Below are 25,901 nucleotides of genomic sequence, written 5' to 3' on the forward strand. Positions count from 1 at the left end.
TTTGTAATTCTTTTAAGCTAGATGCCTCCGCTCTTTTGCAAAGACTGTGTCTGTGTTAAAATTAGCGAGTATGAATAAATTAGGAATAGGTGGCTTTTTATGAAAAAAATCATCATTAATGGGGGCCGTAAACTTCAAGGTGAAGTAACAATTAGCGGTGCCAAAAATAGTGCAGTTGCACTGATACCTGCTGCAATTTTAGCCGACTCCCCTGTTGTTTTAGAAGGTGTACCCGATATCAACGATGTTCATTCCTTGATGGAAATTTTAGAAATTATGGGTGTCAAAGTCCAATTTGAAAATAATACGATGACCATTGATCCAACTGGGATCATCTCCATTCCAATGCCAAGTGGTAAAATTAATAGCCTACGTGCTTCTTATTATTTTATGGGAGCTTTATTGGGTAAATTTGGAGAAGCCGTTGTCGGATTGCCTGGGGGCTGTTATCTAGGACCTCGGCCAATTGACCTTCACGTTAAAGGATTTGAAGCATTAGGTGCAAAAGTCACCAATGAACATGGCGCAATGTATTTAAGAACTGAAAATAAAGAATTAAATGGTGAACGCATCTTTATGGATGTTGTCTCAATTGGTGCAACAATCAATGTGATGTTGGCAGCAGTGAAAGCTAAAGGGCGGACAATTATTGAAAATGCTGCACGAGAACCAGAAATTATTGATGTTGCAACTTTACTTAATAATATGGGGGCAAAAATTCGGGGTGCTGGCACCAACGAAATTAGAATTGATGGTGTAGAAGAATTACACGGCTGTCGTCATGCAATTATTCCTGATCGTATTGAAGCAGGAACTTATTTGGCTCTTGCAGCTGCTTGTGGTGATGGCATTAAAGTTCACAATGTTATCTACGAACATTTAGAAAGCTACATCGCCAAATTAGAAGAATTAGGTGTTCCAATGGAAATCAGTGAAGACACCATTGAAGTTTTCCCCGTTGAAAAATTAAATCCTGTCCACATCAAAACATATCCTTATCCAGGCTTTGCAACTGATTTGCAACAACCGATTACACCACTATTAATTAAAGCAAGTGGCACTTCAGAAATTATCGATACGATTTATTCCAAACGAATCAATCACATCCCTGAACTGGTCCGTATGGGTGCTGATGCCCAAATTGAAGGCAATATGATGATTTTAAATGGGCCCAAACAACTCCATGGCGCTGAAGTTATTGCTTCTGATCTAAGAGCAGGAGCTTGCTTAGTTATTGCAGGTTTAATGGCAGAAGGTACCACGACAATTACTAATGTTGAATATATTTTACGCGGCTATGACCATATTGTTGAAAAATTAACAGCGCTAGGTGCTGATGTTCAAATGGTAGAAACAGAACGTGAGGATCAGGCATGAAAAAAGATTATTTAACGATGGCGGAGCTAGAAAACAGCACGCTAAAAGATATTTACCAATATGCTAAACAGTTTAAAATTCCTTATTACAGCCAAATGAACAAAAAAGAATTGTCTTTAGCTGTCATTCGCGCACAAGCAGAAAAACAAGGTTTCTTTTACATGGAAGGTGTTTTGGACATTGTCGGTCAAGACGGCTATGGTTTTTTGCGCCCAATTAACTATGGCCCTAGTGCGGAAGATATTTATATTTCTTCTTCTCAGATTCGCCGTTTTGGCTTGCGTAATGGAGACAAAGTAGCCGGGAAAGCTAGACCACCAAAAGAATCCGAACGCTATTATGGTTTAATGCATGTGGAAAGTGTTAATGGCAAAGATCCTGAAGATGCAAAAGAGCGGCCACATTTTCCTGCGTTAACGCCACTTTATCCTGATCGCCAAGTGAAATTGGAAACAAAACCAGGTCGTTTGGCAACGCGGATGATTGATATTTTTGCCCCAGTAGGTTTTGGGCAACGTGGCTTGATTGTCGCGCCACCTAAAGCCGGTAAAACTAGTATTTTAAAAGAAATCGCCAATGGTATTACCGACAACTATCCAGAGGTGGAATTAATTGTTCTCTTAATTGATGAACGACCAGAAGAAGTAACCGATTTAGAACGCAGTGTAAAAGGCGATGTTGTTTCTTCAACTTTTGATTTACAACCACAAAACCATACCCGAGTTTCTGAGTTAGTTTTAGAACGGGCGATGCGTTTAGTAGAAGACAAACGGGATGTTGTAATTTTAATGGACTCCATTACCCGTCTAGCTCGAGCGTATAATTTAGTCGTACCGCCAAGTGGCCGCACATTAAGTGGGGGGATTGATCCAGCCGCTTTATATAAGCCTAAAAAATTCTTTGGTGCTGCCCGTAACATCGAGGAGGGCGGTAGCTTAACGATTTTAGCAACTGCTTTAGTAGATACAGGCAGTCGCATGGACGATGTTATTTACGAAGAATTCAAAGGAACTGGCAATATGGAACTTCATCTTTCACGAGAATTAGCCGAACGCCGCATCTTCCCAGCGATTGATATTAAAAAATCAGGTACTCGTAAAGAAGAATTATTGATGGGGGCGGAACAGTTAGAAGAAACATGGAAATTACGTAACAATATGGTCGGCGATTCCCTTGAATACACGGATCAGTTTGTTCAATTTCTAAAGAAAACAAAAAATAATCAAGCGCTTTTTGGCGCGTTTAAAGAAGTTTCCTTTGGTAAAAAAACACCCCGAAGAAATGTAAAAAGATAATTGCATCTATGTTTAAAACGTGATAGTATATTCTTGTTGTAATTAGACAAATAACTCTGGTGCAGCAAATGAACCAGGGCAAAGGAGCGAAAGTAAATGAAAGCAGAAATCCATCCAGATTACCATCCAGTTGTATTCATGGACTCAACTACAGGTTTCAAGTTCTTGTCAGGTTCTACTAAAACTTCACAAGAAACAGTTGAATGGGAAGATGGCAACACATACCCATTAATCCGGGTCGAAGTTACATCTGACTCACATCCATTTTACACTGGTCGTCAAAAATTCACGCAAGCCGACGGACGTGTGGACCGTTTCAACAAAAAATACGGTCTCAAAGACGCAAACGCTGCGGAATAAGAAAAACGCTGATATACCAACGTTTAGCAGACTATCTGATAGGGATAGTCTGCTTTTTTTCGCTTTTGACCATACTTTTGACCTTCTGCAAACTTCCTTGTTTTTCCTCTGTGGAACTCATGAAATCTGCAAAACGATTTGCCGTTTCTTCCGTCTGTCTTTTCGTGACATGGGTGTAGATATCCATAGTCGTTTTAATATCTGTATGTCCAAGTCGAACTTGAACTTCTTTGAGTGAAGCACCGGATTCAAAGAGTAAACTACAATGAGTGTGTCGAAACCCATGAGGTGTGATTCGTTTTAAGTTATTCTCTTTTATAATGATTTTTAAGTTGTGATTTACATAGTCTAAATAAAGCGGTTTATTTTCTTCTGATACAAAGAGGAGCTGTTCACCATTTTTTGCCGGTTTGATTCCCATTTTTAGAAAATATTCTTTTTGCTTCAATTGCCATTGTTTAATCACTTGTAATGTTTCAGAGTCTATCGAAATTGTTCGAAGGCTCTTTTCTGTTTTGGGAACTTGGAATTTGATTTCCCATTTATCACATGTGGCTAAGGTTTGTTTGACGGAAAGGGTTCTTTTTTCAAAATCAATGTCTTTCCAACGTAAAGCTAAGAGTTCACCTTTACGTAATCCTGTAAAAGCTAAAATCCGAAAAATTGGATAAATAGGATCTGGATAGTTTTTTGCAATTTCGAGGAACTCCAATAGTTCTTCCTTTTCATAGTAAGGTGCGGAATAGCGTTCTTCGTCAATTCGCTTTTTACGTTTTGGACGAATTACAGCATCCATGGGGTTACTTCGAATGAGCCGTAAACTCAAAGCATACTTGAAAACCGATGAAGTCAAACCAATTAAGTTGGAATATTTCTTGTAATAGCTATACCAATGATTTACTTGTTTTTGACAGTATGGAATTGAAATTCTTGAGATTTTCAAATTGCCAAAAAGAGGGAAGATATGCTTTTTGTAAGCTAATTTTTGGGCGACATAGGTACTTTCACGAACCGTATTTTTGTATTGTTCAAACCACTCATCTGCCAATTCTGAAAAAAGGCGTTGTGAATCTGTCACTACATCATTTTCTTCTACTTGCACCATCAAGCGATTGTAAGCTTTTCTGGCTTCTTTCGGTGATTTAAACCCACGCTTGGTGGTGTATTTCTTTTTTCCTGTAACAGGATCAATGCCAAGATAGGCTTTGAACATATAGGCGATTGTGCCATTTTTCTTTTGATATTTTTTGATCATAATTGTCTCCTTTGATTCACTCGCCAGTATATCAAAGAGAAGATTTACTCCTTTCTTATGGGTATCATAGGCAGCCACAACAGGTAAGTCAAGGCTAGATTTTTAGACTATCTAAAAATAGTTTTACATCCTCACGGTCAAATCGAGTTTCTTTCCCAAAAGGAATGATTTTTAAACCATGATTAATCCAACTATTGAGGCGAGTATCCCCAATTTTTAGGTGTTGTTTTAATTGTTTCCTTGTTGGATAGGGAGGCAACTCGTTTAAGTTTGGTTGTTGCGTTTGTTCTTCCTCAATTTTTTGCTTCGTTAATTGAACAAGTTCTTCAATTATTTCTTGATTAAATTCAATCGGTACAGTAACAGTCATATTTTTACCTACTTTCGAGATTCATTTTTTTATTTTTGTATAGCGAACAATGCTTTCTTGGAAATCCATCACTTGTTCAGGGTTTCCACCTTCATTTATCGCACTGTAAAATATTGGACGTCTTACGAGATACTCATTGGTATAAAGCACGTCTTGATTGGTGGTATCAAAAGGTTGATCCACGAGTTGCTTCGTGACACTAGGCACTTTGAGGTTGCGAGACTTGAAAAATGCCTTTTTCTTGTGTTCCTTCATATCCAAGTCCTTGTCGAAGTATTTACTGATATAGCGACCGCGATTTTCAATGCTATCCACATCAATCTTGTTAATTTTGACAAATCCATTTCCCCAGATGGTAGTAAGATGATTGACGGAGATAAAAGGAAAGCCAAACAGGATAATGTGGTAATGGATGGCACCTCGTTCTTGTTTTTCCCACGTGGCTAGGTATTTTAGATTTGCTTTCTTTGTATGATAGAGTTCGTAGTTTAGTCGTTTGATAAATTTTTTGAATTCATTATTTGCATAGGCAATGTCTTGAATGTTTTCTCTGAAAGTGAGGGTTAAAAATTTTGTCCGATTGTCAAAGTTCATATCCACGAGTCGGGCAATTTCAAAGCGCATATTTTGATAGTATTTTTGTTTTCGTTTTAAGCTGTCGTATTGCCCTTGAGCAGATAGGTCATCATAGTTTCTTCCTTTATCAGTAGTCGTATTTTCTTCTTCATAAAGCCAGGCTAATTCTTTTTTTCGTTTTGGGCTGGTTTCATTTTTGTCTGCTTTTTGTTTAGGAGTAATGATTGCTTCATAATCATAAATTTCAAGGTACGTGGGAGTTTCAATGATTTTCTGATTATAAGCTTTCAAAATCATCACTCCTTGATGTGTGTGTATTCAGTTGTCAAAGAATCATCATTTTTCGCCTGATGTTGTTCTATAAATCAAGTTAAGGGAAGTCCTGCAAAGCAGTCCTTCCAGCCTATGGGTTTATTGGGCGGTCTTAACGGACAGAAGCGGCTCTATGGCGCTGCCCCGCCGTTTCGTCCTAACCACCCAACAAACCCATAGGAAAATTAGTTTTGCGTAGTGTTACCTTGTTTTTTCGGAATCAAAGTTGCCGCATCTGCCGTGGCCGATAAACCATAGCTGACGAATTGACCGTTAGAGCGACCCCAAGGCGCAATCACTAAATTGGCAAATGTAACCATTGCTAAACCTTGTTGAGTAAGTTCTTCTGGAGTAATCACAGGAGTTTCAGATTTAACTTTGACACTGATTTTTTCGTAGCGGAGTTTTGGTAGGATACATTCATAACTCCAACCTAAAATTTCTCCGTCTTTTTGCCAGCGAGTAACATTGACAACTTGATATTCTTTTTCGAGTTTTTCTTTTGGTAAAGTGAGATCATTGATTTTAATTGGCATAATAGCCCTCCTTCTTGGATATACGATAATTTATACGATTGGTTTAAAAAAATATAGACGGCCATCTATGATTTGTATTTTATACGTTTGTTTATACGAAGTCAAGAGAATTAGCAAAAAATATATACGAAATTTTATACGAGTGATATAATGAGTAAAAATGACAAGGAGGAAGTAATCTATGTTTGGCTTATTACAACCTGATAAAGTGAAGGTAGGACAACGAATCAAAGAAATCAAAGAGAGTATGAATCTGTCCTTTACAGAGTTAGGAAATCGCTTGGGGATAAAGAAACCAACAATCAGTTCCTATGTTCAAGGCTATGCGCTAGCTCCTGAAAGTGTCATTAATCAATTATCGAGTATTAGTGGGAAACCGGTGGGCTGGTTTTACTTTGGTGACGTTGAAGAATATATTGCGGACTACTTGCGGTTAAAAGGGCAGAACAGGATTGTGCAAGAACATCCAGAAGTTGTGAAAGAAATTAAAGAAGAGTTTTACACTGGGGAGTTTAAAAACCCTGCATGGGAAAATGAAGTTGGGTATCCTTGCGAGGAATTCATTGATGATTATTTCTATGAGTTGCAGCAAGACGTAATCAAAGAAGAAATTAAAAAGTTGACAGCCAATGAGATTGATCATTTACCATTTGCCAGTGAATTATCTAATGCGAAAAAAGATGAAGCAATCCTTGTCATTACAAGCTCAATCTTAGAGTATATGGACATAGCAGGCGAGTTCAATTATGAAGATAAAGAAACGATGGGAAAGTTAGTGAAGGCAGAAATCGCTAAATTTAATTTTTATGCAGATCGAGTATTCGATGAACGCTATCTGATTGGTAAATTGATCAATGTTCTTGCGAATAATCAAGAAACAGTACAGATGATAAATCGTTTATCTCAAGAACTGACAGATAAACCTTTTACCAATATATTTGGTGGAGAAGAGTTAATCAAAACAATTCAGACGTTGCGTCCAGCTTTGATTAAGCTGTATGAAGAAGTTGGTTCAGATGAGTTGGAAGATTGGTTTAAGAGTGAGTAAGTAATAAAACACCCGTGTTGAGAACAGCTATTTATACTGAATATAAATGTTTAATTAACAATTGTTTTTTTTAGTATTTTTTCAGCTTAAGTTTAAAAGGTTTCTTTATACCAGATTGCTTCAAGAGATTACTTTTGTTTGTTCTCGTTAGCTAGTCTACAGCATTGTGATATAATTATCTTGACTATAAACAAATTACGTGAGAATAACGAAATGGAAAGGAAATATATGGCTATAAAAGGGCTCACATTAAAAGAAAGTATGAACAAAAATGTTCAGGCAATTATGCCACAGGAGGATGAAAAAAAAGAGTTTGAGAGCAAACTTATCTCATATATTGAAACACTGGATTCAAAGAAAGATGAATCAGAAGAGCATCAAAAAAATATTATCTCTAGTTTCCTAAAATCAGTCCTGCCTAATAACTTTATTAACACCAGCAATCGCATTGATCTTGCTATATATAATGGACAAGATAGTAATAGTACACTTGGGGTTACTATTGAAACAAAGCGATTGAATAATCTTAACGAAATGATGACAACTGAAAATCTCAATACTAAAGCTTTTCAAGAGGCTGTTTCATATTATCTTTTTGAGCGTACTATTTCTGAAAACTTGGAGATTAAAAAGTCAATTATTACCAATGGTTTGTCATGGTTTGTTATTGAAGCAAAGGAACTTGAAAAATACTTCTACAATAATAAGAAGCTTTTGAGTCTATATGGAAAATGGCAAAAAAAACAACTGTCTAGCTCGAATACGGATTTTCTCTACACAGAGGTTATTAGACCGGAAATCGATAAAGCGATTGATAAAGGGATCGCTATTGCTCATTTTGATTTAAGAGATGCCTTGGCTTCAACTAAACCAATCACGTTAAAGAAACATAATCTTACACAGCTTTATCGTTTTTTCTCATCAGAGAATCTTTTAAATAAAGAAATTTTTACTGATTCCAATAAATTGAACAAAGCGTTTTATGATGAATTACTTTATATAATGGGGTTAGAAGAGGTAAAAGAAGGTTCATCAAAAGTTATTAAACGATTTAAACCGGAAAAAAGGCAGTATGCTTCTTTGGTGGAATCTACAATCAGTAGATTGGATCAAAATGATGTGCCTGAAGAAGAACAATATGATAATGCGGTTCAATTAGCAGTTGTATGGGTAAATCGAATTTTATTTTTAAAACTTCTGGAGTCTCAACTTGTTGCGTTCAATAATGATGAAAGCTTCAAATTTTTGACCTACGATAAAATTAAGACGTATGGTGATTTGAGTGATTTATTTTTTGGAATATTAGCTAAACGTCATGAACAGCGCAATCCAAGACTAGAAGAAAAGTTTGGATATGTACCATACCTGAACAGTTCCTTATTTGAAGAGAGTGAACTAGAACTTAACCGTGATAAGGGAACTACAATTGATAGCTTACGGGAAGAAGATATAGATATTTATAGTAAAACAGTTTTGAAAGGAGCTGGAGGAAAGCGTAAAACTGGGAAATTAGATTTTCAACAATATCTGTTCGAATTCTTGAATAGCTTTGATTTCTCAACGACGATTACCGGGAAAGTGAACTCAAAAAATGAATTGATAAATGCTTCAGTATTAGGATTAATTTTTGAAAAGATTAATGGATACGCAGATGGTTCATTTTTTACTCCCGGCAAGATCACAATGTATATGTCTAGGAAGGCTATACGAACCGCGGTAGTTGATAAAATCAATGTTGTTCTTGGCTGGAAAGCAAACAATATACAGGATATAAAAAGTTATATAAATGAAATAGAAAATATTGCTGATCGGACAGCAAAACGATTGGAAATATCTAACATCATTGATACGTTAAAAATATGTGATCCAGCAGTAGGTTCTGGTCACTTTCTTGTTTCGGTTCTAAATGAAATTATTGCATTAAAATCGGAATTACGTGTTCTTTTTGATAAGGAGGATCAACCCTTAGAGATTAATGCTTATGTAACCAACGATGAGCTGGTTGTTCAAGATAGCTATGGAGACAATTTTTCTTATCACACCAAAAAAAAGCAGACATTGAAGATACAAAAATCGTTGTTCATTCAAAAGCAATCTATTATCGAAAATTGTTTATTTGGAGTTGACATTAATCCAAACTCTGCCAATATATGTCGTCTACGTCTTTGGATTGAGCTATTGAAAAATTCTTACTATGATGAATCGGGAGAACTTGTGACGCTTCCCAATATTGACATTAATATTAAAGTCGGAGATAGTTTGCTTCATAAATTTGATTTAGACTTTAGTTTTGATATGCGTAAGACTATTTTTAAGGATTATTTACAACTTGTTAAAAGTTACAAAAATACAAATAACAAGCGAACAAAAGCAGAAATGTTTGAAAAAATTAGTAAAATCAAAGCTTCATTTGATGATTCGGCTACAAGTCCTGAGCTTAAAAGACTGAAAAAAATTCAAAATGAATTGAAGTCTGCTCGTGTATTTGATTTGTTTGGGGATGAAAAAGCTGAACAGGAAAGATTTAATGAAGTTAATAAGCAACTCTCATTAGCACAAAAGGATTTTGATAGAGCTATGCAAAATCCAATGTTTGCAAGTGGGCTTGAATGGCGGATGGAATTTCCAGAAATTCTAAATGAAGATGGAGAATTTATTGGGTTTGACCTTGTTATTGGTAATCCACCTTATATTTTTGCTCGTAATCACTCATTTAGCGAAGATGTGAAAAATTATTATTCTAGGACATACAGAGTTAGTGAATATCAGGCCAACACGTATACACTCTTTATTGAGTTAGCATATAAATTGATGAGGAAAGGCGGGACGTTTAGTTTTATTATTCCAAATAATTTCTTGACCATTCAAACGAATTCAAAGATTCGCGAGTTCATATCTAAAGAGACTAGTGATGTTGTATTAATTAATTCCTTAGATAAAATCTTTACGGATGCTAATGTTGACAATTGCATTATTTTCTTTAAGAAAAAACAACCCAACTGGATTGAAATGGTAGAGCTTAAGTCTCAAGAGTTTACAACAATTGGAAGAGTTTCTTCAGATTTTTTTGGTGATATTCCAATTTTTAGTATATCAATGGTGAAATATTCAGATGTTATTAGTGCTTATAAAAAAATACAAACTTTTCCAATTTTAAATAGACCAGAAATTGCAAAGGCAACAACTGGTATTAAAGCCTATCAAGAGGGAAAAGGAAAACCAAAGCAATCTGCAGAAGATGTAGAAAACCGCATTTATGATTCGAAGACACAGATTGATGAATCATACGTCAGGTACCTTGAAGGGAAGGATGTCAAACGGTATAATTTGATTTGGAGTAATGAATGGCTAAAATATGGCGACCATCTGGCTGAACCAAGATATTCTGTTAAATTTAATGAACCAAGAATTTTAATACGTGAAATCTTAACTTTAAAAAACTATGCATTTGAAGCCACTTATACAGATGAATACTTTATTAATAACATTAGCTCTTTGGTTGTTACAAATATCCAGACAAATCCTTATTATTTACTTGCTCTAATCAACTCCAAACCTGTATCAATTTGGTATTATATAACTTTTGACAAACTATCAAGGAAAATGTTTCCTAGGCTACAAGTCAAAGAACTTAAACAATTTCCCATACCTGATGCGACAGATGAACAACAAAAAAAATTGGAAATTATTGTGCATCGTCTCATGAAAGAAAGTAAAAAAGAGGAAAGGGATGATTACCTAATTTCCAATCTTAACACTGAGATTGACGAGGTAGTTATGGAACTTTTCAAACTAACAGAAGATGAGAAACAAAGTGTTCGAGAGTTTGAAGTATAGTTTCTTTGGAAATAAAATAGACTTCTTGACCAAATCGTCAAGGAGTCTACTTCTGTAACCCATCAAAATATTAACTTATTTTTCCGCCTCTTTTTTGGCGGGGAACCATCAAATTTTAAATAGAATTAACCCTTCTATAACCCGTAAACCCATATTAAATCAGCGTAAAAACTTCAATTAGATTATATCCTTTATTCCCACTCAATACTTTATGTATTTAATGGTATTGATTTGGCTCGCAAATAATTGACACCATTGCTTTCAAATAATTTGAAAGTCAATAAAATTTTTCATGTTTCAATCTCTTTAGATCATTGCTATTAAAGCATTATGAAGCTGTTTAAAAAAACGGTTGGTCTAACCAGGTCTTAAGAAAGCTCGTAAAGCTTCATAGTTTTTTAGTATTAATATTTGCTTTATACCAATAAGACATTTCACATCTAAGTTTGTGAAGCATATTCTTATTGTTGATACCTTTGTTGATCCTATTTTGATTCGTAGCTTTTAGTGACAATTTGTGGTAGTCAATCACCTTGACAGGCACAATGATCACGTTTGCGGCGTATGAATGGACTGATAGATTCCATGATTTGGAATTATTGATATAATAAGGGAAAATTTAACAAAGCAAACGTTTGTTATTGATGATATGTGTAGGGGCGTGAAAAGAAGTGTCTAAAAAAGCAAAGAAGAGTAACAATCCTTTCTTCAATCTAGCTTCTGAGCAGTTTGAAGAACTCAATGATGAATTTTACAAGAATTACAACAAAGATTATTATTCAATAAAATTAGATTCTTTACTCAAAATGATTGAGTCCTCGGAATCTTACTGTAAAGGGTCAAATATGAAAGTAGGCATTTTAGAATATGAAAGATCTTTTGAAGAAGAAGAAATTTTAAAATATGCAAAAACAGAATTGGCGGTAACAGTTTTCCATTGTTTGGAATCTTTTTTACGTTTGTACATGGCACATTGCTCTATGAGAGGATGTCCTTGGTTAGATTTAGCGGACATGACCTTAACAAAATATAATAACAACATACAGAAATTGAAAAAGCAAGTCTATAATATTTTTAATTTATCTGACTTTACCGATGATGAAATTATTACTGCTGTATTTTATGGAAGTAAGAGTGTCCCAGCGGAGATTATTGATAAGACAAATTTGACTGAAAAAGAAATAGTAGAGCGTTTTAAAAGGTATATTCAATTTGCGGTAACATATCTGGATAACAGACAGGATTATAACTCTTACAAGCATGGGCTACAAATAACGCAAAAAGAAAATGGGTTCTCTTATGGTGGTACAAGAGGAACGAATGAAATTTTATCAGTACATGGTGATTCATTAACATATTTACAAGTAAAAAAAGATGACAAGAATAATAAAAGATGGGTTAAAACTACTAAATGGATTGATTACAAACAACAGGCAACACTTATATTCTTTTTTAATCTATTAATTGCTGATGTTATTGATATTTGGTCACCTGATAGGGAAAAGTATCTCAAAACTTTCCCAATTGTTGTAACCATTGAAGAGCTTCTAGAAAATCGTGAAAACTACGTCGGTGGAAAAATAGGCCGAGAAATAGAGGGGTTCCAAGTTACAGAAATGTCAAGGGAACTTCTTTATTATGAAAATGATTAGTTCAGTTAAAGGAATGCTATTCTGTGATACTTAATCTGATCGAAAAGTCATCAATTTCAAAGTTAGCAAATTGTACATGACAAAATCGTTTCAATTCGCATGGTTTTCTCGTTAAATCGATATTATGGATTTAATATTATTTGAAAACAGTTGGAATTTTACAGTGCAAGTTAGGTAATACTCTTTGATATTAATGGCTTTTAAAGCGTATATAAAATCTGAGTAAATGAATCAGGTTTTACAAAAACGGATAAAACATCTTAACTCATATGAAAAGTATAATATACTGGCGAGTATTTTTTGACCATACTTTTGACCTTCTCAATCAAAATTCACTGGATTGTATTAGATTTTGCAATTTGTCAATAATCCCATATCTAAGCTGTTTTTTGACTATCAGGTAGCACCAGAAATCAATCCAGCTCTCAATACGGTCTCAAAGACGCAAACGCTGCGGAATAATTCTAACTTGGTTAGAACGTTGGCTTGCCAACGATTTAGAGATGTCTTCCTTTCTGGGGGACATCTCTTTTTTTGCGTTGGTTCCATTTTTAGTTGCGATATTTTTAATCATAAATTTAATAGTATCAAAAAAATTAATTCGCAATAATTTGCTGCAAATAAGCACTAATATTTCTCATAATGCTTCTTTTTCGCTAGACTGATAGTGAATCCAATTGACATTTAATAAACCATATTGGATTTGGTAAAGAGAGGGTGGAAACGATGGAATTTATTGGGGTTTTATGTCTAATTTTAGCTAGTACAACAATTGCAAGTCATTTTTCAAGAAGAATTGGTATTCCAGCTGTAATTGGACAACTTCTAGTAGGAATTTTATTAGGCAATGCTGCTTTAAAATGGGTTCATCCAGATATTTTAGTAGAAGACTTTTCAGAAATTGGTGTCATATTGTTAATGTTTTTAGCTGGCATTGAAAGTGACTTATCTTTATTAAAAAAATATTTTAAACCGGGAATGTATGTGGCAATTTTAGGAATTTTATTACCTGTTATTTTAGGAACTGCTGGCGGAACACTTTTTCATATTTCCTTATCACAATCTTTTTTCTTAGGATTAATACTCGCTGCTACTTCTGTCAGCATCTCTGTTGAAGTATTAAAGGAATTAAATGTGATTAATACAAAAGAAGGTTCAACAATTTTGGGGGCTTCGGTAGTTGATGACATCTTAGTTGTACTGATTGTTAGCCTTAGTATGTCATTTGTCGGGACAAGTTCCAGTAGTAATACCTCGTTAGGTCTGATGTTATTAGAACAATTTCTATTTTTTATGGGAGTATTCTTTTTAATTCGTTGGGGTGCACCTTACTTAATGGAACTGAGCAAGAAATTAATGGCCGAGTCATCCATTATTATCGTTTCACTTGTTTTGTGTCTAGGAATGTCTTATTTAGCTGATTTTATTGGATTAAGTTCGGTCATTGGGGCTTTTTTTACGGGAGTAGCGATTGGACAGACAAAAGTTTGGCAAGAAGTTTCTCGTAATATTGAGGCAATTGGCTATGCCGTATTTATTCCAGTCTTTTTTGTTAGTATTGGTTTGGAAATATCTTTTGTTGGAATTGGATCACAGTTGACGCTGATCATAATTTTGACCGCGATTGCAATCTTTTCAAAACTTATTGGGGGCTTTCTTGGAAGCAAACTTGTGGGATTTGATAACAATAGTAGCCTCATGGTTGGTTCTGGCATGGTCTCAAGAGGTGAAATGGCATTGATTATCCTTCAATTAGGATTTCAAGCCAATATGGTAGCGGAAAATTATTATTCTGCATTTGTCTTAATAATTTTATTAACGACACTTTCTTCGCCATTTTTACTAAAATATTTTACAAAAAAGATTTATGACTAGAAGCTTTTTTACATGAGACAAGAAGATTTAATTAGTCTCACAAATTACATGAATAGCCAAGGAGGAATAAAAATGAAAGTAGTATTTCATGTTGATGAGATAAACAAATGGCAAGAGGCAACAAATAATATTTACAATTTACTAAAGTTACGCAGTGATGCCAAAATTGTCTTGCTCGTAAATGGAAGTGGCATTCAAAGCTATCAATTAAAACGTGCGCAAACTTTTATTGCTGAAAATCCTAATGTATCTTTTCATGCCTGTCAAAATGCTATGAATGCTTTTCATATGCTACAAGATGAATTGCCACTGGGAGTGGAAGTTGTTGCTGCTGGTGTTTTAGATTTAATCGAACTTCAAGAGCAGGGCTACGCTTATATAAAACCATAAGGATTTGTAGCTTTCTGCCATAAGAATAGAATTTACAAAAAGATCAATTTTTTAAACCACAATTTTTGAAAAAAAGCGCCTGTTTAGGTGCTTTTTTGTTTGATTTTGTAAGCGACGTTACTTTAGTTTGCTAATTTTATCTTGTCATGATATTATTTGCATGAAGATTAAAGTGATATCAAAATGATATCAAAGGAGGAAGCAAATGAATAATGAAAAAGTAGCGTTAAAACAACCGACAGAAGAAAAGATTTTAAAAGCTCATAAGGGTATGCCGGTATTTTTAATGATGTTGTTGGGGATTGTTTTATCAATTGTTGCTTTTATTTGGGGGATTTTTATTTTAAGTGAAGGTAGTCAACCAGTTTTAGGTGGAATTTTACTGGGTTTAGGTATCTTCTATTGGGTATTACCTTTATGGTTACTTATAGCAGGATTAAAAGTTGTTCATCCCAATGAAGCTTTAGTAATGACCCTTTTTGGTAAATATGTGGGAACTTTAAAAGGAGCAGGATTCTATTATGTTAATCCTTTTATGACAGCCGCACCCGTTGCTAAAAGTAGTTCACAAGAATTTACTACAGCAGATTCTGAAACTGATCCAGTTACAGGGGCGAAAAAAGCTGCTGGGAATTTACAAAAAAAACGTTTGTCATTAAAGACAATGGCTTTAAGTAACAATAAACAAAAAGTAAATGACAAGTTAGGAAATCCAATTATCATCTCCATCGTCGTTATCTGGCGGGTGCATGATACTGCCAAAGCCATGTTCGATGTGGATAATTTTGTTGATTATTTGTCTATTCAGTCTGATTCTGCTTTACGAAATATTGTGCGCCTATATCCTTATGATGCCACTGACGATGAAGATGCGAATGAAAAAAGTTTGAGAGGTTCAAGCTTAGAAGTTAGTGCTCGTCTGGCTGAAGAAATTCAAAGCAAAGTCAACGTTGCGGGAATAGAAATTTTAGAAGCCAAAATTACGCATTTAGCCTATGCCCCAGAAATTGCAGCCGCAATGTTACAACGTCAACAAGCAGCAGCGATTGTCGATGCGCGTCAGTTGATTGTTGAAGGAGCGGTTGGTATGGTAGAAATGGCAATAGAAAAATTAAATGAAAAAGACGTTGTTGACTTGGATGAAGAGCGAAAAGCAGCAATGGTAAGTAATTTAATGGTGGTCCTTTGCGGCAATCGTGATGCCCAACCGATTGTAAATAGTGGTTCCTTATATTAGCAAGGTTCGCTATAATACTACTGGATAATAAAAAAGAAAAAGGAGCGGTACTTGTGGATAATAAAAAAACAAAGGCAAAAAAACAAGTGCCGCTGCGTCTTTCAGCAGATTTGTACGATGAATTAGCGAGTTGGGCAGAAGATGAATTTAGAAGTGTAAATGGGCAAATTGAGTATCTTTTAACAGCAGCAGTAAAAAAGCGCAAAAAAGGAAATAAGCAAGCAGAAAAATAATTTATATCGTAATCAAAGTAAGAGAGTAAAAGCGTTGGTTTACACCAGTGCTTTTTTGTTTAGACATTCATATGCAATGAAGCATAGCACAAGTGGAATTTAAATGAGTCTTTCTTTTCTTTATAAAAAAAGTTCGCTACAATAAGAAAAAAGACAGTTGGAGAAAGAAAAATGAAAAAAATTACCATTAATGATGTTGCCCAAGAAGCAGGGGTCTCAAAGACAACCATCTCACGTTTTTTAAATCATAATTATGGCAATATGTCCAAAGAAACAAAAGCCAGGATTAAAGAAGTTATTGAGCGCCTAGATTACAGGCCAAGTAAACAAGCACAAGCATTAAAATCAAAACACAGTTATTTGATAGGTGTTGTCGTTGCTGATATTTCCAATATGTATTCTTCATTATTACTGAAAGGAATTGGCGAAATACTTGAAAAAAATGGCTATCAAATGATTATTATGGATGCAGGTAACTCGATTAACAGAGAAAAAGAGCTGTTACAACGGCTACTTGATCAGAGTGTTGAAGGCATTATTTTGCAGCCATCTTCACGGCAGTCAAAACAATATGAATTTATCAAGAAATCAAATATCCCACTACTATTAGTAGATCGCCAAACAGAACCAGAAGAATGGTCTTCTGTGTTAACCAATAATGTTGACGCCACAAAAGAAGTAGTAAAAAAGGCTTTACAAAAAGGATATGAAGATTTTTTTGTCCTAAGTGAGCCAATTACCAATGTTAGTACCCGTGAATTGCGTTCGCAAACGGTTATTCAAAGTGTTTTAAAAGCTCGTAAACAAGGGCAAGTAATTGAAGTAAATAGTAAAGAAGAGTTGGAAAATGCGATTGCAACAATTCTTTTGAAACCACAAAAAAAATTACTATTTGCTTCAAATGGTCGTGTCTTAATGGATAGTTTGGCTATTTTAATTAATCAAAAAATTAATATGCCTGATACAATAGGAATTACAGGTTTTGATGATTGGAGTTTAACAGAACTTGTAGGACCTGGGATTACAAGCATTGAGCAACCTTCGCAAAAAATTGGCGCAATTGCAGCAGAAAAATTGTTAAACGTATTACGCAATAAAAGTGACGATGTGGCAGAAATTATCGTGCCTTCGACAATTCGTTGGCGGAAATCTGTCTAGTTTAAGTTTTTTTTAAAAAAATATATTCGTGAAAGCAGCCTTTAGAAACCGGTTTCTGAAGGCTGCTTTCATTTTTTTGATTAAAAGGGTTGTTCTTTTAAAATGTAACCGTTGACATTTTTTAGAAACCGGTTTACTATACTTGTATAGAAACCGGTTAACTAATTGAGAGGATGGGCTTTATGAAGAGCAATCAAATCGTACTTAATTTTTTAGTTTTTGCAGAAAAAATTGAAAAAGGTATCCAACAAAATGAATTATTATCCCATATCGCTGCTTTAGGTTTTCAAGCTGTGGAAATCCGGCGCGAGTATTTTAAAGATGTTGCAAAAGAAATGCCGCTTATCAAAAAAGAGGCAGAACGTTTGCATCTTGATTTATTTTACAGTGTTCCAGATGAAGTCTATGTTAACGGTGAAGTTAATCCTAAATTAACAGAATATATTTCCGAAGCAAATCAAATGGGTGTGAAACAAATTAAATGGAATATTGGAGATTTTAAAGGAGAGCTTCATGTAGAAAAAATGAAAGCGCTTATTGAAGAAGGCGTAGTGATTACAATCGAAAATGATCAAACACAAACTTCTGGAACAATTGCAGCAATTAAAAAATATATGACGGCTGTTAAAGCTGCTGACTTAGCTATTGGCTATGTTTATGATTTAGGAAATTGGCGTTTTGTAGGAGCAGACGAACTAGAAGCTGCAAAAGAATTAGCAGAATATGTTCATTATATCCATGTTAAAGATGTCCTTTACAAAGAGGATAAACCACAAGCTACTGGCTTAGATCATGGTGTTATCAATTGGCGTAAAGTTTTATCTATTTTGCCAGATGATTGCCCCATCGCAATTGAATACCCAACAACAACCGATGAAGAAATTTTGGAAGCAAAAGCACTTTTAGAGGAGGAAGTAAAATGAGTGACCAACAAACAAAAATAGATGCCGAAAAATTTGCTTATCATTTCATGGATACGATTAATCGACCTGAAATTGATACAGAAAATATGCAAGATGCAGCCAAGGAAGCATTAGCTGCTTACTTAACAGCTTATTATTTAATTCAAAAATTTAATCATTTAGAAAATGACTTTTTCGTAGAAGATCATAAGAAACCTGTTTCCAATTATCAACGTATTTTGAGTGAGTTAAACAAATATTAGGAGGCGTAGAACATGGGTGGCGCAATAACTGGAATTTTACTTGCATTAACCTTTATCGTATTTGTCATTTACGCGATGAAAGGCGGAAACTTAACCGTCGGCTTCTTCGTTATGGCAGTTTTATGGACGATTATTGGCTTGGTTCCTTTTAACCAAGCAATTAAAGAAATTTTTACTGAACCTGTTTTGAATTATGGGAAAACAGCAGCATATATTATTTTTGGTTCTTGGTTTGGACGTGTGCTAGTAGATACTGGTATTGCAGGAAGTATTAGCCGTCGGACAGAAAAAGTAGGAAAGAAAAGCCCGGTATTAGCGACAATTTTAATCGCTTTTGTAATCGCTTTAATATTTACCAGCTCTTACGGTGTAGGGTCTGCGATTGCTGTCGGCGTGATCTTGTTTCCAATTATGTTCTCCATTGGTGTACCACGAAATATTGCCGTTTCGGTTTTTACGATTGCAATTGGTGCAGCGATGTATGTGAACAATGTTTTGTTCGTTCAATTTCAAGTGTTCTTCCCTAAAGTTGCTTGGGGCCCACATTATCAACGTTTTGGTTTTGTTGCAATGGGCATTCAGATGGTTATTTTAGTGCTATTCATTTTATTTAATGCAAAAAAAATTCGCAATGGCAAACCTGAAATTATTGAAAGTGACAGTGAAGAAGAGATCGTGGAAGTACCAATTTGGACGTATGTTTTACCAGTATTACCAGTTGCTTTAAGCATTTTTGCTAAATGGGATGCCGTACCAGCTTTGCTGCTTTCAACGATTATTGCTTTTGCAGCAACTGGGAATATGAAGAAGTATACAAAGTTTGTCATGATGATGAATGAAACTGCAAAACATGCAATTAGTGATATTGCGGGATTGTTAATTATGTTGTTTGTCTTAACGATGTTCCAATCTGCAGCAGTTCATGCAATGTCTGGTTTTACGAGTGTGTTCCAACAAGTTATTCCAGATAGCAAACTAGCCTTAATCATCATTGTAGCGATTATTGCACCGCTTTCTTATTTCCGCGGTCCTTTGATGTTGTATGGTGCAGGTGCTGCTACGGCGGCAATTTTAGTAGGAACGGGAATGTTCGATCAATATTTCTTATACGGTTTACTGGTAGTTCCTTCTATGATGGGCGTTTCTGCCTGTATTACACAATCTTGGAACTTATGGTCAGTTCAATATGCAGGTTTGGATACAAAAACATTCTTATTAACGGGTCTGCCTTGGGCGTGGGCCGCAACAGTTTTGAATTTAATCGCAGCTTATATCTTACTTTAAAATAAAAGAAAAGAGGAATTTAACATGAGTGAATTTTTAACAATTGGTGAACCTATTGCATTATTTGGATCAGAAGAAGTAGATAAGTCTTTAAAAGATGCTCTGCATTTTCAAAAATTTTTAGCCGGAGCAGAAGTTAATGTAGCTGTTGGGGTGGCTCGTTTAGGTCATAGTAGTGAATATATTACACAAGTAGGAAAAGATCCGTTTGGCGAATTTATCATTGATCGACTACATGAAAATAAAATTGGGACTGATTATATTTCAGAGTCTGCAGATTTTTGGACAGCATTCCAATTAAAAGATAGAGTAAGTGATGGCGATCCAAGTATTTTCTATTTCCGTAAAGGTTCAGCAGCGGCCCATTTTGAAAAAGAGGTCCTGGATAAAATTGATTTTTCTGAAGTCAAAATGGCACACTTATCAGGTATTTTTCCAGCTATTTCACCAGAAGCACAAGAAGCATTCCGGTATTTAATTAAGCTTTTGGAAAAACATCAAATTCGGACAACCTTTGATCCAAATTTACGCCCACAATTATGGGCTAGCACTGAAGAAATGGTAAGTACAATCAATGACTTAGCTTCTCATGCGGAAATTGTTTTACCTGGTATTAATGAAGGTGAAATTTTAATGGGCAGTCGCAATCCCGAAAAAATTGCTGACTTTTACTTAAACAACGGCAACGCAACGAAAACAGTCATCGTGAAATTGGGAACAGAAGGTGCGTATGTCAAAGAAAAGAATGGTACAAGTTACACGGTTGCAGGCTTTAAGGTTGAAAAAGTAGTCGATACAGTTGGTGCAGGGGATGGCTTTGCCGTCGGATTAATCACTGCTTTAATTGAAGGCGAAGATCTAAAAGATGCAGTAGTCCGTGCCAATGCCATTGGTGCGATGGCTGTTCAATCTCCTGGGGATAACGACGGCTATCCAACGCCAGAACAATTGCAGGAATTTTTACAAAATCAGAAGGTGAAATAAATGAAGTTACAAACCGCAATTGATCGTATTTCGATAGAAGAAGCAGAAGAATTAGCGCAACAGCTTAATGGGAAAACAGATATTTTAGAGATGGGCACTTCTTTAGTTAAAGATTATGGGAATGTTGCAATTTGGCGCATGCGCCAAAAACTGACTCAGACAACGTTATTAGTAGATAGTAAAACAATTGATGAAGGAGCCTATGAGTTTAATCAGGCTTTTCATTATGGTGGAGATATTGTCACGGTGATGGGGGCTGCGTCTTATGACACCCTTGTTGCTTGTTATAAGGTTGCACAAAAAGAAAACAAAACAATGATGATTGATTTATTAGAAGTAAGTGATGAAAAAATTGCAGCAATAAAAGATTTTCCCGGGGCAATTTATGCCTTGCATCATTCGATTGATCGCAAGGATAAATTGGATGCTGTGGCAACTGTAGCAGCATTCCACGAAAAATTTCCTACAATCAAACGCTTGGCTATTGCTGGAGGTATTGATTTAGAACAAACAAAAAAATTAGCGCAACAAGGATTATTGGAAGTGGTAATTGTAGGTTCAAAAATTGCCAAAGCACAAGATCCAATTAAGGCAGTAAATGAATTTATGGAGGCAATTCATTATGAAAACAATTGAAACAATTATGGCAGAAATTAATCACGTCATGGCATTAGTGGATGAAAAACAACTGGAAGATGCATTACCTTTGTTTCAAAAAAACAAACGTATCTTTGTTATTGGCGCAGGTCGAAGTGGCTTTCAAGCAAAAGGATTTGCTATGCGTCTAATGCATATTGGCTATACTGATTTTGTGATGGGAGAAACCATTACACCTTCAATTCAAAAAGGAGATACCTGGGTAGCTATTTCAGGTTCGGGGACCACCAAAGGAATTGTAGCAGATACACAAGCAGCTAAAAAGTTAGGTTTAGACATCGTTGTTTTGACTAGTGATTTGACATCTCCGCTGGCCGAATTAGCTGATAAAGTTATTGTTGTGCCTGGTGCAACTAAAACAGGTGCAGGGATTAAATCTGTTCAATTATTATCAAGTCTTTTTGATCAAACTGTGCATATTACATTAGATGCATTGACGTTGAAATTAGCCGCACGAGACGAAACTTCGAATGAAGATGCGCTACATGAACACGTCAATGTAGAGTAGAGGTTCGCGATGAAAAAAGGAGAAGTTTTAGCTCGCCTTGAAAAAACAGGAATTGTTGCAGTCATCAGAGAAGAAACGACGCAACAGGCGCTAAATGCGGCAAAAGCAGTTGTTGCAGGTGGAATTTTGGGATTAGAAGTGACGTTTTCTGTACCTAATGCTGCTGCTGTGATTACACAGCTTAAAGAAATCTATCCTGTAAAAAGTGGTGTAGTCATTGGTGCAGGTACGGTACTTGATGCAACGACGGCGCGGTTGGCAATTATGGCAGGGGCTGAATTTATTGTGAGTCCTACTTTTAACAAAGAAACGGCTCAAATCTGTAACTTGTATCAGATTCCTTATTTGCCGGGATGTATGACAATAACAGAAATGCAGCAGGCGTTGATGAGTGGAGCAGAAATTGTAAAATTGTTTCCTGCTAACAATTTTGAACCAACATTAATTAAGAGTATTAAAGCTCCGTTGCCGCAAATTAGCATTATGCCCACAGGTGGCATTAATCTAGATAACCTGGCAGCTTGGAAAAATGCTGGGGCTCTCTTGGTTGGGGTTGGTGGTAATCTTTTTCAAGGCGTTGCCGAAAATGACTACGCACAAGTAACCAAAACGGCCGCGCTCTATAGCAAAAAATGGCAGCAAATCTGATTTTGGAAACATGAATTTTTTTAACGAAATGAAGACTTGGGTCTCGAGGTGCTTTTTAGTTGGATTTTTTCTGACGTATAAAAGCAACACTTATGGACCAAGTCTTTTTTTGCCGTCATGAAGTAAATCAACAAAATACGCAAGAATAGAAAATTAACGTATAATGAGTGCATTGATAAGTAATTAGGAGGGATAAAATGTCAATTTATGATTATACAGTAAAAGATGTCACTGGAAAATCTGTGTCGATGAAAGACTATGCAGGGAAAGTTTTGCTCATTGTAAATACTGCTACAGGATGTGGTTTTACACCACAATATGAAGGACTGGAAAATTTATATCAACGCTTTCAGGCAGAAGGATTTGAAATATTGGATTTTCCTTGTAATCAGTTTGGTAATCAAGCTCCTGGTAGTAATGAAGAAATTCAGGAATTTTGCCAATTACGTTATCACACGACGTTTAAGACATTTGGAAAAATTGAAGTAAATGGTGAAAATGAGGCACCTTTATATCAATTCTTAAAAAAAGAACAAAAAGGATTAGGCGCGGCGATTAAATGGAACTTTACAAAATTTATTGTTGACCGTAACGGCAAAGTCGTAAAGCGCTTTGCATCTGCTACTCCACCTGAAAAAATTATCCCAACCATTGAACAATTACTTTAAAGAGCTGCAAAAAAACTTTTAGCCTTTTATCACTAGAAATTCAGTCAATAAAGCAAAGGTCTTTATTGCTTATTTCTAAGTAAAGGGCTAAAAGTTTTTTTATCTCTAAGAAAGTATAAGTTTTTGATAAGTAAAAAGATTAGAGCAACAGTTTTAACAAAATCTGACTTCACATGTTGCGAGGATTTGCGAAGCTTTTTTATTTAAAAGCTATTTTTCGTTCTTAAAATAAAAATTTGGTTTGCTACTTTTTTGATTAAAGACTGCAATGCCGCTTGATCTAATTGGCTTTCAAGTAGATAAATAATTTTGGCTTCGTAACGGACATCTGTTAGTGGGCAATCTGTAATAATGATATCGCATTGGCTAAAAACACGTCTTTTAAATAGAAGCTGGTCTGTGCCAAAGATATGTTCTAATTGTGCACACAAATCATCGGCTACGTAATAGTCTCGGGTGTAATTGACTCCAATTTGTATTTTTGAAGTTGGTTTGAAGCGATCATAAAAATGCAGCAAATCTTCAATCATCCAATCTGAATCGTATTTTTTTATAACGTGATTTTGAGTATTTGCAAAGTCCTGGTAAAAGGCGGAAATTTTTTGTTGAATAATACCATGATTCAGTTCATTTTGTAGGCTAGAGCTGGGTAGGGTCGTGTTAGGTTGAGTAGGCACAAAGAGCTTGGCGTAAAGTTGATGCCGGATAAAGTTTAACGTATAAAGTTCGAGTTCTTCTAAAGGTACCAGCAAATTAAATTGTGAGATAAAATCAGTCAATAAATCTTTTGTTGCCAAAAAAATGGGTGCCTGTAAATTTTTTAGTTGAAGATATTGTTTGTGATTTAACGTAGGACTGTCAATTTTTGCAAGAGAAAGTCGCGCTAATAGATTAATGAGATAACGCTGATCTTGCGTCACAGGCGCCTGTTCTTTTACGATATCAAAAGATTGGATAAATAGACTAGAAAAATTTTCCAAATTTTTGAGACTAGCGCGAAATTCAGTTAAACTCGTGACGGGAAAATAAGTATGAACGGACTGAAAAATGACAAAAAGTTTGTCTAGCATACTAGAATTAAGCTCCAAAATAATCCTGTCTGTAAAATAAGTACGTAAAACTTGGTTTCTATTTGCGTTTTTTTGCGCATGAAAGATAGGACCTGTATTGGTATGAATATTCCAATAGATGTCTAACATACAGTATTGAATTTGAATTTCACTGCCACTAATTTTTTTGGTTCCATTGGCTGCAAAGTTTATTGTAATCCCATACAGTGCTAAAAAATTATTGATTTCTTTCATCTTAGAATAAACATGTGGTGCACTAAAATGGGTTGCTTGACTAATTTTAGTAATTGAAGTATTCGACTTATCCAATAACGAAGTTAAAATAATATAATTTGTCGCAGCTTCGCAGTAATTTGTAAAAAGTTGATAGTACAGACGTGCGCAATCTTGGGAAGCAATATCTAAAAAAATGAATTTATTTTCTTTTTTGATGGCTTTAACTGGATAGTCAATCTGAAATAAATCTTTTTTTAGTTCTTGTAAATAGACTGTTAAATTCGCCTCAGAAATTTTAAAACGATTAGCAATGAAATGCGTTGTAATTGGAAAATCGAGGTCTGCCAAAAACTTGAAAATATTTAATTTGATTCTGTTTTTTTTCTTTAATAAATGATTTTGAATTGCGGCTTGCGTTTCCATAGTTTCACCTCACCTAGATAGTAGCACGCAATGAAATTTTATGAAAAAAATATCACTTTTCAAAAAAAATATATAATAAAACGACTGTTTTCAAACGTATACTCAGTGCAACATTTAATGAAACGGGGTATATAATTTGAAAAAGACGAAGAAAATCTTTATTGTTAGTATTTTTATGACATTTTTTATGACAATAACTGGTAGTGTTGCTCATGGAAGCTCTTTAGACGAACAAAATCAAGCAACTGTTGCATCTAGTGGTTGGGCAAACGCCAATTGCATTACCTTTTCTGATGATTTTTACTTATTTAATTCTGGAGTAACTAAGATGCAAGTAGGTCAAAAAATTACCGTTTATGGTGAAATAGATTTCTCGGGAGATACGCTTCCAATTGGTCAAGCTCAAATTATTTTTTCCAATGTAGACCCTGCGTTAGCTGCATCTTATGATAATAATTTGACTTTTGACTTTACGAATAAAAAAGGATACTTCTCCTTTTCGATTGTTTTGCTGGATTCAATTGTTGGTCCTAAATTATTCACGGTGAAAGTTTTGGATAGTAATCCAGAAGATAAACAGCATTTGACTCCGTATAGCCAAACACAAACGATTATCCAAGATCCAAACGATCCATACTTAGATACGAAGAATGATGACCCAAGTGACCCAAGTGAGCCAAGTGACCCAAGTGACCCAAGTGACCCAAGTGAACCAAGTGAACCAAGTGAACCAAGTGAACCAAGTGAGCCAAGTGAACCAAGTGAAC

The 25,901-nt window shown here is 35.2% G+C and carries 25 protein-coding genes and 1 pseudogene; 20 read left to right on the forward strand and 6 right to left on the reverse strand.

The window, feature by feature from the left end; genetic code table 11:
* The first annotated feature begins 99 nt into the window (after positions 1–99).
* From JZO76_RS09090 to JZO76_RS09100, 3 genes are all read left to right on the forward strand, one after another.
* Positions 100–1,377 carry a UDP-N-acetylglucosamine 1-carboxyvinyltransferase gene (locus tag JZO76_RS09090; RefSeq protein WP_206903773.1) on the forward strand — a complete coding sequence of 426 codons (1,278 nt, stop codon included), beginning with the start codon at positions 100–102 and terminating at the stop codon, positions 1,375–1,377.
* A complete protein-coding gene (gene rho, locus JZO76_RS09095; RefSeq protein ID WP_206903774.1) occupies positions 1,374–2,672 on the forward strand; it encodes a transcription termination factor Rho in 1,299 nt (432 codons plus the stop codon). Before JZO76_RS09090 ends, rho begins: the two co-directional genes overlap by 4 nt.
* Positions 2,673–2,768: 96 nt before the next feature.
* Positions 2,769–3,032 (forward strand): type B 50S ribosomal protein L31, encoded by a 264-nt coding sequence (locus tag JZO76_RS09100; protein ID WP_071863514.1) that lies wholly within the window; start codon positions 2,769–2,771, stop codon positions 3,030–3,032.
* A 31-nt stretch (positions 3,033–3,063) separates the two neighbouring features.
* On the opposite strand, the gene JZO76_RS09105 is transcribed toward JZO76_RS09100, so the two are convergent.
* The 4 genes from JZO76_RS09105 to JZO76_RS09120 form a co-directional block, all read right to left on the reverse strand.
* On the reverse strand, positions 3,064–4,287 hold the full coding sequence (locus JZO76_RS09105) for a site-specific integrase (RefSeq protein ID WP_242595843.1): 1,224 nt from the start codon (positions 4,285–4,287) through the stop codon (positions 3,064–3,066).
* Between the two features lie 94 nt (positions 4,288–4,381).
* Positions 4,382–4,657 (reverse strand): DNA-binding protein, encoded by a 276-nt coding sequence (locus JZO76_RS09110; RefSeq protein WP_077452078.1) that lies wholly within the window; start codon positions 4,655–4,657, stop codon positions 4,382–4,384.
* A gap of 21 nt (positions 4,658–4,678) precedes the next feature.
* Positions 4,679–5,524, reverse strand: coding sequence for a rolling circle replication-associated protein (locus tag JZO76_RS09115; RefSeq protein ID WP_206903775.1), 846 nt, complete (start codon positions 5,522–5,524; stop codon positions 4,679–4,681).
* A 206-nt stretch (positions 5,525–5,730) separates the two neighbouring features.
* Positions 5,731–6,081: a hypothetical protein gene (locus tag JZO76_RS09120; protein WP_206903776.1), complete on the reverse strand. Its 351-nt coding sequence runs from the start codon at positions 6,079–6,081 to the stop codon at positions 5,731–5,733.
* A 181-nt stretch (positions 6,082–6,262) separates the two neighbouring features.
* Here JZO76_RS09120 and JZO76_RS09125 point away from each other — a divergent pair, with 181 nt between their 5' ends.
* The 3 genes from JZO76_RS09125 (at position 6,263) to JZO76_RS09135 (ending at position 12,618) form a co-directional block, all read left to right on the forward strand.
* A complete protein-coding gene (locus JZO76_RS09125) occupies positions 6,263–7,129 on the forward strand; it encodes a helix-turn-helix domain-containing protein (protein WP_206903777.1) in 867 nt (288 codons plus the stop codon).
* 228 nt (positions 7,130–7,357) lie between these two features.
* Entirely contained in the window at positions 7,358–10,966 is a 3,609-nt protein-coding gene (locus tag JZO76_RS09130) for a DUF7149 domain-containing protein (RefSeq protein WP_206903793.1), read from the forward strand.
* Positions 10,967–11,637: 671 nt separating this feature from the next.
* Complete coding sequence (locus JZO76_RS09135) at positions 11,638–12,618, forward strand: hypothetical protein (RefSeq protein ID WP_086270779.1); 981 nt, start codon at positions 11,638–11,640, stop codon at positions 12,616–12,618.
* Positions 12,619–13,054: 436 nt separating this feature from the next.
* On the opposite strand, the gene JZO76_RS09140 is transcribed toward JZO76_RS09135, so the two are convergent.
* The gene (locus tag JZO76_RS09140) at positions 13,055–13,192 is read right to left on the reverse strand and encodes a hypothetical protein (protein ID WP_206903778.1); all 138 of its coding nucleotides are present in this window, start codon (positions 13,190–13,192) and stop codon (positions 13,055–13,057) included.
* A gap of 152 nt (positions 13,193–13,344) precedes the next feature.
* On the opposite strand from JZO76_RS09140, the gene JZO76_RS09145 reads away from it, so the two are divergent.
* From JZO76_RS09145 to JZO76_RS09205, 13 genes are all read left to right on the forward strand, one after another.
* Positions 13,345–14,493, forward strand: a complete 1,149-nt coding sequence (locus JZO76_RS09145) for a cation:proton antiporter (protein WP_206903779.1) — start codon at positions 13,345–13,347, stop codon at positions 14,491–14,493.
* A gap of 72 nt (positions 14,494–14,565) precedes the next feature.
* Complete coding sequence (locus JZO76_RS09150; RefSeq protein ID WP_206903780.1) at positions 14,566–14,883, forward strand: DsrE family protein; 318 nt, start codon at positions 14,566–14,568, stop codon at positions 14,881–14,883.
* 205 nt (positions 14,884–15,088) lie between these two features.
* On the forward strand, positions 15,089–16,120 hold the full coding sequence (locus JZO76_RS09155) for an SPFH domain-containing protein (RefSeq protein WP_206903781.1): 1,032 nt from the start codon (positions 15,089–15,091) through the stop codon (positions 16,118–16,120).
* A 53-nt stretch (positions 16,121–16,173) separates the two neighbouring features.
* The gene (locus JZO76_RS09160) at positions 16,174–16,353 is read left to right on the forward strand and encodes a TA system antitoxin ParD family protein (RefSeq protein WP_206903782.1); all 180 of its coding nucleotides are present in this window, start codon (positions 16,174–16,176) and stop codon (positions 16,351–16,353) included.
* Positions 16,354–16,524: 171 nt separating this feature from the next.
* A complete protein-coding gene (locus tag JZO76_RS09165) occupies positions 16,525–17,511 on the forward strand; it encodes a LacI family DNA-binding transcriptional regulator (protein WP_206903783.1) in 987 nt (328 codons plus the stop codon).
* A gap of 182 nt (positions 17,512–17,693) precedes the next feature.
* Positions 17,694–18,434 (forward strand): sugar phosphate isomerase/epimerase family protein, encoded by a 741-nt coding sequence (locus JZO76_RS09170; RefSeq protein WP_206903784.1) that lies wholly within the window; start codon positions 17,694–17,696, stop codon positions 18,432–18,434.
* The gene (locus tag JZO76_RS09175) at positions 18,431–18,676 is read left to right on the forward strand and encodes a hypothetical protein (protein WP_206903785.1); all 246 of its coding nucleotides are present in this window, start codon (positions 18,431–18,433) and stop codon (positions 18,674–18,676) included. The genes JZO76_RS09170 and JZO76_RS09175 overlap by 4 nt, the downstream gene beginning before the upstream one ends.
* Before the next feature lie 12 nt (positions 18,677–18,688).
* Complete coding sequence (locus JZO76_RS09180) at positions 18,689–19,960, forward strand: gluconate:proton symporter (RefSeq protein WP_206903786.1); 1,272 nt, start codon at positions 18,689–18,691, stop codon at positions 19,958–19,960.
* A gap of 24 nt (positions 19,961–19,984) precedes the next feature.
* Positions 19,985–20,944 (forward strand): sugar kinase, encoded by a 960-nt coding sequence (locus JZO76_RS09185; RefSeq protein WP_206903787.1) that lies wholly within the window; start codon positions 19,985–19,987, stop codon positions 20,942–20,944.
* The gene (locus tag JZO76_RS09190) at positions 20,945–21,580 is read left to right on the forward strand and encodes an orotidine 5'-phosphate decarboxylase / HUMPS family protein (protein ID WP_206903788.1); all 636 of its coding nucleotides are present in this window, start codon (positions 20,945–20,947) and stop codon (positions 21,578–21,580) included. It abuts the gene before it with no gap.
* Entirely contained in the window at positions 21,567–22,109 is a 543-nt protein-coding gene (gene hxlB, locus JZO76_RS09195) for a 6-phospho-3-hexuloisomerase (protein WP_206903789.1), read from the forward strand. Before JZO76_RS09190 ends, hxlB begins: the two co-directional genes overlap by 14 nt.
* 9 nt (positions 22,110–22,118) lie before the next feature.
* Complete coding sequence (locus JZO76_RS09200) at positions 22,119–22,757, forward strand: bifunctional 2-keto-4-hydroxyglutarate aldolase/2-keto-3-deoxy-6-phosphogluconate aldolase (protein ID WP_206903790.1); 639 nt, start codon at positions 22,119–22,121, stop codon at positions 22,755–22,757.
* A gap of 197 nt (positions 22,758–22,954) precedes the next feature.
* Entirely contained in the window at positions 22,955–23,425 is a 471-nt protein-coding gene (locus JZO76_RS09205; protein ID WP_206903791.1) for a glutathione peroxidase, read from the forward strand.
* A 203-nt stretch (positions 23,426–23,628) separates the two neighbouring features.
* Here JZO76_RS09205 and JZO76_RS09210 read toward each other — a convergent pair whose 3' ends face one another.
* Positions 23,629–25,134: a helix-turn-helix domain-containing protein gene (locus tag JZO76_RS09210; RefSeq protein WP_206903792.1), complete on the reverse strand. Its 1,506-nt coding sequence runs from the start codon at positions 25,132–25,134 to the stop codon at positions 23,629–23,631.
* Between the two features lie 175 nt (positions 25,135–25,309).
* On the opposite strand from JZO76_RS09210, the pseudogene JZO76_RS09215 reads away from it, so the two are divergent.
* Positions 25,310–25,901 (forward strand): annotated as a pseudogene (locus JZO76_RS09215) (hypothetical protein); the annotation flags it as partial.

Origin of the sequence: Candidatus Enterococcus myersii (genome assembly GCF_017316025.1) — a bacterium.
Lineage (GTDB): Bacteria > Bacillota > Bacilli > Lactobacillales > Enterococcaceae > Enterococcus_C > Enterococcus_C montenegrensis.

Excerpts from the sequence above, each read along its gene's own strand:
- JZO76_RS09105 (WP_242595843.1), bottom strand. The coding sequence starts at position 4,287 with ATGATCAAAAAATATCAAAAGAAAAATGGCACAATCGCCTATATGTTC.
- hxlB (WP_206903789.1), top strand. The coding sequence starts at position 21,567 with ATGAAAACAATTGAAACAATTATGGCAGAAATTAATCACGTCATGGCA.
- JZO76_RS09210 (WP_206903792.1), bottom strand. The coding sequence starts at position 25,134 with ATGGAAACGCAAGCCGCAATTCAAAATCATTTATTAAAGAAAAAAAAC.
- JZO76_RS09145 (WP_206903779.1), top strand. The coding sequence starts at position 13,345 with ATGGAATTTATTGGGGTTTTATGTCTAATTTTAGCTAGTACAACAATT.
- JZO76_RS09130 (WP_206903793.1), top strand. The coding sequence starts at position 7,358 with ATGGCTATAAAAGGGCTCACATTAAAAGAAAGTATGAACAAAAATGTT.
- JZO76_RS09190 (WP_206903788.1), top strand. The coding sequence starts at position 20,945 with ATGAAGTTACAAACCGCAATTGATCGTATTTCGATAGAAGAAGCAGAA.
- JZO76_RS09150 (WP_206903780.1), top strand. The coding sequence starts at position 14,566 with ATGAAAGTAGTATTTCATGTTGATGAGATAAACAAATGGCAAGAGGCA.
- JZO76_RS09200 (WP_206903790.1), top strand. The coding sequence starts at position 22,119 with ATGAAAAAAGGAGAAGTTTTAGCTCGCCTTGAAAAAACAGGAATTGTT.
- JZO76_RS09110 (WP_077452078.1), bottom strand. The coding sequence starts at position 4,657 with ATGACTGTTACTGTACCGATTGAATTTAATCAAGAAATAATTGAAGAA.
- JZO76_RS09100 (WP_071863514.1), top strand. The coding sequence starts at position 2,769 with ATGAAAGCAGAAATCCATCCAGATTACCATCCAGTTGTATTCATGGAC.
- JZO76_RS09155 (WP_206903781.1), top strand. The coding sequence starts at position 15,089 with ATGAATAATGAAAAAGTAGCGTTAAAACAACCGACAGAAGAAAAGATT.
- JZO76_RS09140 (WP_206903778.1), bottom strand. The coding sequence starts at position 13,192 with ATGATTAAAAATATCGCAACTAAAAATGGAACCAACGCAAAAAAAGAG.
- JZO76_RS09175 (WP_206903785.1), top strand. The coding sequence starts at position 18,431 with ATGAGTGACCAACAAACAAAAATAGATGCCGAAAAATTTGCTTATCAT.
- JZO76_RS09185 (WP_206903787.1), top strand. The coding sequence starts at position 19,985 with ATGAGTGAATTTTTAACAATTGGTGAACCTATTGCATTATTTGGATCA.
- JZO76_RS09090 (WP_206903773.1), top strand. The coding sequence starts at position 100 with ATGAAAAAAATCATCATTAATGGGGGCCGTAAACTTCAAGGTGAAGTA.
- JZO76_RS09120 (WP_206903776.1), bottom strand. The coding sequence starts at position 6,081 with ATGCCAATTAAAATCAATGATCTCACTTTACCAAAAGAAAAACTCGAA.
- JZO76_RS09170 (WP_206903784.1), top strand. The coding sequence starts at position 17,694 with ATGAAGAGCAATCAAATCGTACTTAATTTTTTAGTTTTTGCAGAAAAA.
- rho (WP_206903774.1), top strand. The coding sequence starts at position 1,374 with ATGAAAAAAGATTATTTAACGATGGCGGAGCTAGAAAACAGCACGCTA.
- JZO76_RS09205 (WP_206903791.1), top strand. The coding sequence starts at position 22,955 with ATGTCAATTTATGATTATACAGTAAAAGATGTCACTGGAAAATCTGTG.
- JZO76_RS09165 (WP_206903783.1), top strand. The coding sequence starts at position 16,525 with ATGAAAAAAATTACCATTAATGATGTTGCCCAAGAAGCAGGGGTCTCA.
- JZO76_RS09180 (WP_206903786.1), top strand. The coding sequence starts at position 18,689 with ATGGGTGGCGCAATAACTGGAATTTTACTTGCATTAACCTTTATCGTA.
- JZO76_RS09125 (WP_206903777.1), top strand. The coding sequence starts at position 6,263 with ATGTTTGGCTTATTACAACCTGATAAAGTGAAGGTAGGACAACGAATC.